Raw genomic sequence first — 10034 nt, 5'->3', positions numbered from 1 at the left:
GACAACATCACGCCCTTCCCCCGCAGCAACGTCTTCATCGTCTTCAACAGCGTGGAGAACACGGCGGTCGAACCCTTCGCGGCCCCGGTCCGACGTCCCGAGTTCATCGGAGCCCGGGACTTCACCCCGGTGAGGTGAAGCGTGACGGATCCCCGAAGCGGCCCCGGGACCGCACCCGACGTACCGGACGGTCCGCTGTACGTACCCGTCCGTCCGGAACGCGACTACTTCGTGACCTGCTTCTTCCGCACTCCCTCCGGGCGCCGCACGGCCGTCGCCTTCACCACCTCCGTACGGTTGCTGGCGACCCTCGGCCGGGACCACCACTGGATCAGGCTCTCCGCCGCCGCGCTGCGCTCCCTCACCTCGCCCCTGGGATGCGCTCTCGTCGTCGACCCGCGGGCGTCGGCCCGCCGGCTCCGGCCACCACGCGCGGCGAGCCCCCCGCGGAGGCCGCGGGAGGACACGCAGCGGCGACGGTGACCGGGACGCGGGCCGGCCGGGCCGGCGCACCGCTCACCCGGCCGGGGAGGAGGCGGGCAGGCGCAGGGCCAGCACGGCCACGTCGTCGTCGTTGTCCACGGTCAGCTGACCGGCGAGCAGCGCGTCGCAGAAGGCCTCCAGCGGGCGTCCGGCGGCGGCCGAGGCGTGCCGGCGCAGCCGCTCCAGGCCGACGGTGAGGTCCTCGCCGCGGCGCTCCACCAGCCCGTCGGTGTACAGCAGCAGGGTCGAGCCCGGCGGCAGCGGCTCCACGGCACTGGCGTACTCGGGCGCGGGGTCGAGCCCGAGCATCGGGGAGCGGGCCGCGACCAGGAAGCGCGTACCGCCGTCCGCCTCGACCAGCAGGGGCGGCGGGTGCCCGGCGACGGAGTAGTGGAGCCGCGGGCCGCCGGAGTCCGGGCGTTCGACGCGGGCCAGGACGCAGGTGGCGGTGCACTCCAGGTAGAGGGTCTGCACGGCGATGTCCAGCCGGCGCAGGATCGTGTCGGTCGGTTCCTGGCGGTCCAGGGTGAGTCCGCGGAGCATGTTGCGCAGCTGGCTCATGGTGACGGCGGCGGGCAGGTCGTGGCCGGAGACGTCGCCGATGGTGAGGACGGTGGCGCCGTCGCGCAGCACGAACGAGTCGTACCAGTCGCCGCCGACCTCGGCGGCGGCGGTGCTGGGCCGGTAGCGGACGGCGATGTCGAGGCCGGGCACGTCGGGCGGATCGGTGAGCAGGCTGCGCTGGAGGGCCAGCGCCACCTGCCGGGTGCGCTGGTACTCCAGGGCGTTGCGGAGGGGGACGTGGGTCCGTTCCAGGAGCGCGCTCAGCAGGTCGATCTCCGCCCGGCCGAGGGGCGGGCGGTCGCCGCTGACGGAAGCGGTGACCAGGGCTGCGGTGGTGCCGTCGACCACGACGGGGAACAGGACGACGCTGTTGGCGTCCTCGGCCAGCCAGGACTCGCCGTCGGGCGGGGTGAGACCGGGCGGGGGGTCACCGGGCGGGAAGACGGCGTGCAGCGGGCTGCGCCGGTCGGCGGCGCGGGCCAGCGGGCTGCCGGGCTCCAGGTGCTGCTCGCGGTGCGGGGGCGGGTCCGGCAGTCCCGGGCGGGTGACGGCGGCGACCCGTTCGGCGGTGAGGGGGGTGCCCGGCGGGCGGTGGAGGACGTGCGGCAGCAGGTAGACGGTGCAGGTGTCGGTGATGGCGGGGACGATCACGTCGGCGAGGGCGGTGAGCATCTCGTCCAGCCGTACGATGCCGGCCGTGGCGGTGGCGGCCCGCGCCAGCAGTTCCTCCCGGCGGGTCTCCTGCCACTCCTGCTCGACGTCCGCGCAGGTGCCCACCCACTCGATCACCGTGTCCCCGTCGCGCACGGGCGCGGCGTCGACGGCGAAGTGCCGGTAGCCGCCGGCGGCCAGCCGCAGCCGGTAGGTGTGGGTCCAGCGGGGCGCCTGCTCGTCCAGCGCCCGCTGCCACGACTCGACGGCGGCGGCGCGGTCGTCGGGGTGGACGGCGTCGATCCACCCGTCGCCGCGGAACTCCTCCCAGCTCTGCCCGGTCACCCGCTGCCAGCCGGGACTCGGCTCGGTCACCCCGCCCCTGGGGCCGGTCACCCACACCACCTGGGACCCGGCGTCCACCAGACTGCGGTAGCGCTGCAGCGCGCGGCGGCGCTCCTCGGACAGGACGCGGATCCGTTCCGCGCCGGTCACCTGCTCGGTGACCTCCACGATCACGCCGAGCACGCCGGGCCGGCCGTCGCTCATCGTGGCGTGGGAGATGCTGAACGAGAAGTAGCGGGTCCCGCCGGCCGCCGAGCCGGGGTAGGTCAGGTCGACGGGCACGGCGGTGAGCACCTCGGCCGTGCCCGTGGCGAAGACCCGGTCGAAGATGTCGAAGTAGCCGGACTGCGCGAGGTCGGGGAAGGCGTCGCGGACCGTCCGGCCCAGCGGGCGGTCGCCGAAGGTGTCCCGGTAGACGGCGTTCATGTACGCGAGCCGGTGTTCCGGCCCCTGCGTGAAGACGACGCCGATCGGGGCGGGGTCGAACATCTCGAGCCTCATGGGGCCTCCACCTGCCCGTACCCGGGAGCGAACGTGGCGGGCAACGTGTGCCCAGTACCCCGCCCCCGGGTTCCGACGCGCGCGGGGCGCGTGCGCGGTGGGTCAGCGCGCGGTGCGCGTGTGGACGTACTCCACGAGGCGGGTCAGGGCGTCCGGGTCGGTGGACGGCATGACGCCGTGGCCGAGGTTGAAGATGTGGCCCTCCAGACCGGCGGCCGTCTCCAGGACCTCCCGCGCCTTCGTCTCGACGGCCTCCCGGCCGGCGAACAGCACGGTCGGGTCCAGGTTGCCCTGGAGCGCCTTGCCGGGGCCGACGCGGCGGGCGGCCTCGTCCATCGGGACGCGCCAGTCGACGCCGACGACGTCCGCGCCGGCCTCGCCCATCAGGCCGAGGAGCTCGCCGGTGCCGACGCCGAAGTGGATGCGCGGCACTCCGTGGCCGGCGACCTTGCGGAACACCTTCGCCGAGGCCGGCAGCACCGAGCGCCGGTAGTCGGCCGGGGCGAGCGCGCCGGCCCAGGAGTCGAAGAGCTGGACGGCACAGGCGCCGGCCTCGATCTGGACCTCCAGGAACGCGGCCGTGATGTCGGCCAGGCGGTCGAGCAGGTCGGCCCAGAGCTCCGGGTCGCCGTACATCATCGCCTTGGCGTTCTCGTACGTGCGGGACGGGCCGCCCTCGACGAGGTAGCTCGCGAGGGTGAACGGGGCGCCGGCGAAGCCGATCAGCGGGGTGGACCCGAGCTCGCGGGTCAGCATGCCGATCGCCTCGGTGACGTAGGGGACGTCCTCGGGGGCGAGGTCGCGCAGCCGGGCGAGGTCGGCGCGGGTGCGCACGGGCCGCTCGACGACCGGGCCGATGCCGGGCTTGATGTCGAGGTCGATGCCGATGGCCTTGAGCGGGACGACGATGTCACTGAAGTAGATCGCCGCGTCGACCCGGTGGCGGCGCACCGGCTGGAGCGTGATCTCGGTGACCAGCTCGGGACGCATGCAGGAGTCGAGCATCCCGATGCCCTCGCGCACCTTGCGGTACTCCGGCAGTGAGCGCCCGGCCTGCCGCATGAACCACACCGGCGTGTGCGGCACCGGTTCGCGGCGGCACGCCTTGAGGAAGGCCGATTCCCGGACTGCGTCGTTCCTGGTGGGCTCGGGGGTCGCGGTCGGCGTCTGGCCCGTCGGGCTCGCGTTGGCACTCACACCGGCAAGTCTCGCACGCCCCGTCGGCGCGCCCGGACCTCAGGGTGGGCGGAGCGGGATCCGGACACCCCCGGGCGGCGCGGGTGTCCCTCCCTGCGCCGGGGGCCCGTTCCGCTTAATCTTCCCCGCATGGCTGCGGCTCAGGGACGACTGTCGGACGGCGCTGGCGGAATGGACGAGCGGAGGGAGACCGGAGGGGGCCCCGGGCAGGGAGGTGCGGGGGGCGCTCCCCCGCCGCCCTTCCGGGCCGCCGTCGAGGCGCTGCGCGGCGCCCGGCTGCGGCCGCAGATCGAGGTGGACGCCGCGCCCGCGCCGAAGCGGCTCGCCCCGTACGCGTACGCGCTGGAGGCGGCGGTCGTCGACGGCGAGGAGGACCTGGCCGACGGCCGGCTGGTGCTGCTGCACGACCCTGCCGGGCACGACGCCTGGCGGGGCACCTTCCGCCTGGTGACGCTGGTGCGCGCGGAGCTGGAGCCGGAGATGGCGGCGGACCCGCTGCTGCCGGAGGTGTGCTGGTCCTGGCTGACCGGCGCGCTGGCGGCGCGCGGGCTGACGTACGGCGAGCCGAGCGGCACGGTGACGCGGGCGAGTTCCCACTACTTCGGCGGGCTGTCGGCGCGCCCCTCCGCCTCGCAGATCGAGATCCGGGCCTCCTGGACGCCCCGGGAGGGACTGGGCGGGGTTCCGGACACGGCCGCGCACCTGGCCGCGTGGGCCGATCTGCTGGCGCAGGTCGCGGGGCTGCCGCCGGCCGCCCCGGGGGACGCGTCCGTGGTGACGCTGCCGCAGCGGAGGGGGCCGCAGTCGCGTTGAGCCCCCTCGGGGCTCCAGGCGGGGTCACCGACGGTCACCGGCGGCCATCTCTTTGTCGACACGACCACTTTCGGAAGCGTTGCGACGCAGACCGAAACCGTTCGGTCTTCGAATGATCGATCGTGCGTCCGAATTGCCCGGATTGTTACTCATCACTTCGTGATCATTCGTTAAAGGACATCAGGTTTATTGCCGAAGACGACTGTGACCTTGAAAGCACGGTTCGTCCCGGCTTCACCCCACGAGCCGGCCCCGTCCCGCACCCCAGGAGGCCTGGTGTCCGTTCTCCTCGAGCAGCCCGCAAGCCTGGTCGCCTACCGCCCGAACAAGCCGACCGCCATGGTGGTCGTGGCCGACCCGCGCGTCCGTTCCACCGTCACCCGCCATCTGTGGGCCCTCGGTGTGCGCGATGTCATCGAGGCCTCGTCCGTCGCGGAGGCTCGTCCCCGCATCGGCAACCCCCGCGACATCTGCGTCGCCGAAGTCCACCTGCCGGATGGCTCCGGCCTCACCCTCCTCTCCGAGACCCGCGCGGCCGGCTGGCCCAACGGCCTCGCCCTCTCCGCCGCCGACGACATCGGCGCCGTGCGCAACGCGCTGGCCGGCGGAGTGAAGGGATACGTCGTCACCGGCACCCGCACCAACCTCGGGCTCCCCGCCCGCCCGGGCGCCGCCCCCCTCGGCGCCGCCGCCCGTCTGCACCGCCGCCCCCCGGGTGCCCCGAGCCACCCGGGCGGCTACCGGGAGCTGTCCGGCCGCGAGGTCGAGGTGCTGCGACTGGTGGCGGAGGGCCAGTCGAACAAGGCGATCGGCGTCTCCATGGGCCTGTCCGCGCTGACCGTCAAGAGCCACCTCGCCCGCATCGCCCGCAAGCTCGGCACGGGCGACCGCGCCGGCATGGTGGCGGTGGCCCTGCGCACCGGCATCATCCACTGACCCCCTCGACCCCCCTCCTTGCCTCCTTGACCGCCCTTCTTGCCCCCTTGACCACCCCTCGTCGACCGTCCCTGCCCGTCCGTCCCCCGCCCCGCCCACGGGCCCGCGCGCACGATCCTTCACCCTTCTGACCGAATAGGACCCACCGGCGCCCGTCACGGACCACAACCGTCGACGGGCGCCTTCGTGGCACGGATACCCTTGACAGGTGACCGACGCCCACGACACCGCAGCAGACCGTTCACTGCGCACCACCGGAGGCGCCCCTCCGGACGACGGCGGCTCTTCTGCTACGGAGGCGCCGATCCCCCTGCTCGAACCCCGCGAGGGCATTCCGCCCGTGATCGCGGACCAGGACGCCCTCGCCCGGGCGGTCGCCGCCTTCGCCGCGGGCACCGGCCCCGTCGCCGTGGACGCCGAGCGCGCCTCCGGCTACCGCTACGGCCAGCGCGCCTACCTCGTCCAGCTGCGCCGCGAGGGCGCCGGGACCGCGCTGATCGACCCCGTCGCCTGCCCCGACCTGTCCGCTCTGGGCGAGGCGCTCTCCGGCACCGAGTGGGTGCTGCACGCCGCCACCCAGGACCTGCCCTGCCTGCGCGAGATAGGCATGGTGCCCACCCGCCTGTTCGACACCGAGCTGGCCGGACGCCTCGCCGGGTTCCCCCGGGTCGGGCTCGGCGCGATGGTCGAGAACGTGCTCGGCTTCGTCCTGGAGAAGGGCCACTCCGCCGTCGACTGGTCCACCCGCCCGCTGCCCGAGCCCTGGCTGCGCTACGCCGCCCTCGACGTCGAGCTCCTGGTCGACCTGCGCGACGCACTGGAGAAGGAGCTGGACCGGCAGGGCAAGCTCGAATGGGCCCGGCAGGAGTTCGACGCGATCGCCTCCGCGCCGCCGCCCGAGCCCCGCAAGGAACCCTGGCGGCGCACCTCCGGCATGCACAAGGTGCGCCGGCGCCGGCAGATGGCCGTCGTGCGGGAGCTGTGGCAGACCCGCGACCGGATCGCGCAGCGCCGGGACGTCTCCCCGGGCAAGGTGCTCTCCGACGCGGCGATCGTGGAGGCCGCGCTCGCCCTGCCGGCCAACCTCCACGCCCTGGCCGCGCTCAACGGGTTCGGGCAGCGCGTGGGGCGGCGTCAGCTGGAACAGTGGCAGGCCGCCGTCGACCGGGCGAAGGCACTGGGCGAGGACCGGCTGCCCCAGCCCGGCCAGCCGGTGACCGGCCCCCCGCCGCCGCGCGCGTGGGCCGACAAGGACCCGGCGGCGGCGGCACGGCTGTCCGCGGCGCGGGCGGGCGTCGCCGCGCTGGCCGAGCGGCTGAACATGCCGCCGGAGAACCTGATCGCGCCGGACACGGTGCGACGGGTGTGCTGGGAGCCGCCGAAGCCGGCCGACGCCCGGGCGGTCGCCGCGGCGCTGACCGGATACGGTGCGCGGGCCTGGCAGGTGGAGCAGGTGACGCCGGTCCTGGTCACCGCGCTGGCCTCCGGCACCGACCGGGGCGCCTGAGGCCCGGGCGGACGCCGCGGCGCTCCCGGCGGGGGTGACCGCGTCCGGGCAGCGGCCGGACCGGCGCGGCCGGCGGCCGTGGCCCCCCGCCCCGCCGCGAGGCGTGCGGGGTGCCGGGCGGACGCCCGCCCGCGTGCCACGATGCCGGCATGCGAGTCGTCGTGGTGGGTGCGGGCCAGGTCGGTCACACCGTGGTCAAGTCGCTCTCCGAGGCCCACGAGTGCACGGTGATCGACATCGACCGGACGCGTCTGGAGGCCGTGTCGCACGCCTACGACGTGCGGACCGCACACGGCAGCGGCACCCGGCGCGAGACGCTCCTGGAAGCCGGCGTGGCCGGTGCCGAACTGGTCCTGGCGTGCACCTCGCGCGACGAGGTCAACCTGGTGACCGCCATGCTCGCCCGCCGGCTGTCGTCGGCGCGGACGGTGGTACGGGCCACCGGGACGGACTACCTGGAGGCCTGGCGGGCGGGTGATCTCGATGTGGACCTCCTCGTCTCGACGGCCTTCGAGACCGCGAGCGCCGTCGAACGCGTCCTGCAGGTGCCGGGCGCCCGGCACGTGGACTTCTTCGTCCACGGCGAGGTGGTGGTGCTCGGCGTCGACGTCCGCGGGGCGAAGGCGTCGTGGCTCGCCGGCCGCCCCCTGCGCGACGCGGGCCTGCCCGCGGCGTCCCGGGTGGTCGCCCTGGTGCGCGAGGGGAGCTGGACCGTACCGGCCGCGCACGAGGTGGTGCGGCCCGGCGACTGGCTCATCACGATGGCGTCCCCCGCGGCGGCGCGCGCCTGGAGCCGTCTGGTCACCGGGGCCGGCCCCGTCGACGACGTCGTGCTCTTCGGCGCCGGACGGATGGGGACGGCCGTCGCCCGGGTGCTGCTCGGCAGGGGCGTCCGCCTGCGGATCGTCGAACCGGACGCGGGCCGGGCACGCGCGGCCGCCGCCTCGCTCGACCGGGCGCGGGTGTTCCACGCGACGGGCACCGACCCGGCGTTCCTGAGCCGTGAGCGCATCGGTACGGCGGGGGCGGCGGTGTTCGCCGGCGGGGACGACTCGCGCAACCTGCACGCGGCGGTGCTCGCGAAGCTGCACGGGATCGGACTGACGCTGACGGTCCTCGACGACCCCGCCGCCGCCGGGGTCTTCGAGGCCGTCGGCGTCGACGTGACGATCGACCCGGGCGACGAGACCGCCGAGAAGATGGCCCGCTTCACCTTCGACGAGCGCACCCGCCAGATGGCGATGCTGGGTGACGACCGCTTCGAGGTGCTCGACGTCACCGTCCGGCCCGGCAGCCGGTTCGCGCACCGTCCGGTCCAGGCGCTCCCCGGAGCCGGGGTGGGCGCGATCGTCCGCGACGGCGCCGTGCTCTTCCCGGACGGGAAGGACGAACTGCGGCCCGGGGACCGGGTCGTCGTCCTCACCGAACCCGACCGCGTCCCCGCGATCGAGCACGACCTGTGAGGCCGCCGTACGCGTCGCCGCGCCGGCGCCGGTGGCGTTTGCGGGTGCGGACCGGCGTCGACGTGCGGACCGCGCTGGGCGTCGTCGGCGCCCTGCTCGCGTGGTCCGCGGTCGCGTTCGCCGTACCGGCCGTCGTCGCGCTCGCGGCCGGCGAGCCCCCGTGGCCCTTCCTCGTCACCGGACTCGCCGTGGCCCTGACGGGTCTGGCGCTCAAGCGCCTGACGGGCGGCCGGCGCCCGCTGGGCGTCCGGGAGGGCTTCCTCGTCGTCGTCGCCGTCTGGCTGCTGGTGCCCGCGTTCGGCGCGCTGCCGTTCCTGCTCGGCCGCGTCCCGCAGCTCGACCACCCGGTCGACGCCTGGTTCGAGGCGGTGTCGGGGTTCACCGCCACCGGCGCGACGGTCCTGACCGACGTGGACGCGCTCGGGACCGGCATGCTGTTCTGGCGCCAGTTCACCCACTGGCTGGGGGGTGCGGGGATCATCGTGCTCGCGCTCGCGGTGCTGCCCCGGCTGCGCATCGGGGGCCGCGAACTGCTGCGCTCCGAGCTGCCGGGGCCGGTCGGGATGGAGTCGCTCGGCGCGACCGTCCGCGGGACCGCCCGGCGGCTCTGGAAGGTCTACCTCGCGGTGACGGCGGCCGGCGTCGTGGTCCTGGCCGCCCTGGGGTGGGCCGGGCTGGACCGGCGGATGGGCCTGTTCGACGCGTTCTCCTACGCGACGTCCGCCGTGGCCCTCGGCGGGTTCGCCCCGCGGGCCGACTCGGCCCGGGGCCTCGCACCGGTGACGCAGTGGGTGCTGTGCGGGCTGATGGCGGTCGCCGGGGTGAACCTGCTGCGGTTGTACCGCCTCGTCGTACTGCGCCGGGTGCGGGCCGCGTCACGCGACGAGGAACTGCGCCTGTACCTCGGCCTGCTCGTGGTGAGCTCGGCCGTCATGACGGCCGAGCTGTCCGCGGCCGGCACCGTGGCCGGGTTCGACGGCGTCCGGCACGCGGCCTTCCAGGCGGTCTCGGTGATGACCACCACCGGCTTCGCGACCCTGGACTGGTCGGACTGGGGGACCCTGGCGACCCTCACCCTCCTGGCACTGATGTTCGTCGGGGCCTGCGCCGGGTCGGCGAGCGGCTCGGTCAAGGTGGTCCGCCACCTCGTCCTCTTCCGCTTCACCCGTCACGAACTGGAGCAGGCCGTCCACCCCGACGCCGTCCTCCCCGTCCGGGTGAGCGGCCGGACGGTCGACACCCCCGTGCTCCGCTCGGTGCTCCTGTTCGCCCTCCTCTACCTGCTCGCCCTCGCGCTCGGGTCGCTCGGCCTCGCCCTCGACGCCGGAGCGGACACCACCGCGGCCGGTGCGTTCACCGCGCTCGGCGCCGCCGCGGCCTGCCTCGGCAACGTCGGCCCGGCCTTCGGCGAGCTCGGCCCGTTCGGTTCCTACGCACCGCTCGGAGGAGCGTCGAAGGCGATCCTGACCGCCCTCATGCTCCTCGGCCGCATCGAGATCGTTCCCCTGGCGGTGCTGCTCCGCCGCGGCTACTGGCGCGCTTAGGACCTCTCCGGCACGCCCCGGTGCCGGGGC

8 protein-coding genes and 1 pseudogene are annotated in these 10034 nt (G+C 75.0%); 7 read left to right on the top strand and 2 right to left on the bottom strand.

Going from position 1 to position 10034, the window contains the following annotated elements; translation table 11 throughout:
• Both ABTY20_RS26630 and ABTY20_RS26625 read left to right on the top strand, forming a co-directional pair.
• A pseudogene (locus tag ABTY20_RS26630) lies at window positions 1–138 on the top strand (ectoine hydroxylase); the annotation flags it as partial.
• Between the two features lie 3 nt (window positions 139–141).
• On the top strand, window positions 142–483 hold the full coding sequence (locus tag ABTY20_RS26625) for an SAV_915 family protein (RefSeq protein ID WP_351999587.1): 342 nt from the start codon (window positions 142–144) through the stop codon (window positions 481–483).
• A gap of 33 nt (window positions 484–516) precedes the next feature.
• Here ABTY20_RS26625 and ABTY20_RS26620 read toward each other — a convergent pair whose 3' ends face one another.
• On the bottom strand, window positions 517–2544 hold the full coding sequence (locus ABTY20_RS26620) for a SpoIIE family protein phosphatase (protein WP_351999586.1): 2028 nt from the start codon (window positions 2542–2544) through the stop codon (window positions 517–519).
• Between the two features lie 102 nt (window positions 2545–2646).
• On the bottom strand, window positions 2647–3741 hold the full coding sequence (hemE, locus tag ABTY20_RS26615) for a uroporphyrinogen decarboxylase (RefSeq protein ID WP_351999585.1): 1095 nt from the start codon (window positions 3739–3741) through the stop codon (window positions 2647–2649).
• A gap of 129 nt (window positions 3742–3870) precedes the next feature.
• Between hemE and ABTY20_RS26610 the strand changes: the two genes are divergently transcribed.
• The 5 genes from ABTY20_RS26610 (at window position 3871) to ABTY20_RS26590 (ending at window position 10004) form a co-directional block, all read left to right on the top strand.
• A complete protein-coding gene (locus ABTY20_RS26610; RefSeq protein WP_351999584.1) occupies window positions 3871–4554 on the top strand; it encodes a DUF3000 domain-containing protein in 684 nt (227 codons plus the stop codon).
• Window positions 4555–4830: 276 nt separating this feature from the next.
• Window positions 4831–5490, top strand: coding sequence for a helix-turn-helix transcriptional regulator (locus ABTY20_RS26605; protein WP_351999583.1), 660 nt, complete (start codon window positions 4831–4833; stop codon window positions 5488–5490).
• A gap of 208 nt (window positions 5491–5698) precedes the next feature.
• Window positions 5699–6997, top strand: a complete 1299-nt coding sequence (locus ABTY20_RS26600; RefSeq protein WP_351999582.1) for an HRDC domain-containing protein — start codon at window positions 5699–5701, stop codon at window positions 6995–6997.
• Between the two features lie 149 nt (window positions 6998–7146).
• A complete protein-coding gene (trkA, locus tag ABTY20_RS26595; protein WP_351999581.1) occupies window positions 7147–8460 on the top strand; it encodes a Trk system potassium transporter TrkA in 1314 nt (437 codons plus the stop codon).
• A 44-nt stretch (window positions 8461–8504) separates the two neighbouring features.
• Window positions 8505–10004, top strand: a complete 1500-nt coding sequence (locus ABTY20_RS26590; RefSeq protein WP_351999580.1) for a TrkH family potassium uptake protein — start codon at window positions 8505–8507, stop codon at window positions 10002–10004.
• Window positions 10005–10034 lie beyond the last annotated feature (30 nt).

Source organism: Streptomyces sp. NPDC126497, assembly GCF_040302425.1.
Classification (GTDB): domain Bacteria; phylum Actinomycetota; class Actinomycetes; order Streptomycetales; family Streptomycetaceae; genus Streptomyces.
The sequence above is the reverse complement of the archived record's forward strand: the minus strand, read 5'-3'. Positions and strand labels throughout refer to the sequence as shown.

What these genes read in the sequence shown, in the direction of transcription:
- ABTY20_RS26620 (WP_351999586.1), bottom strand. Translation starts at nt 2,544, where the DNA reads ATGAGGCTCGAGATGTTCGACCCCGCCCCGATCGGCGTCGTCTTCACG.
- ABTY20_RS26610 (WP_351999584.1), top strand. Translation starts at nt 3,871, where the DNA reads ATGGCTGCGGCTCAGGGACGACTGTCGGACGGCGCTGGCGGAATGGAC.
- trkA (WP_351999581.1), top strand. Translation starts at nt 7,147, where the DNA reads ATGCGAGTCGTCGTGGTGGGTGCGGGCCAGGTCGGTCACACCGTGGTC.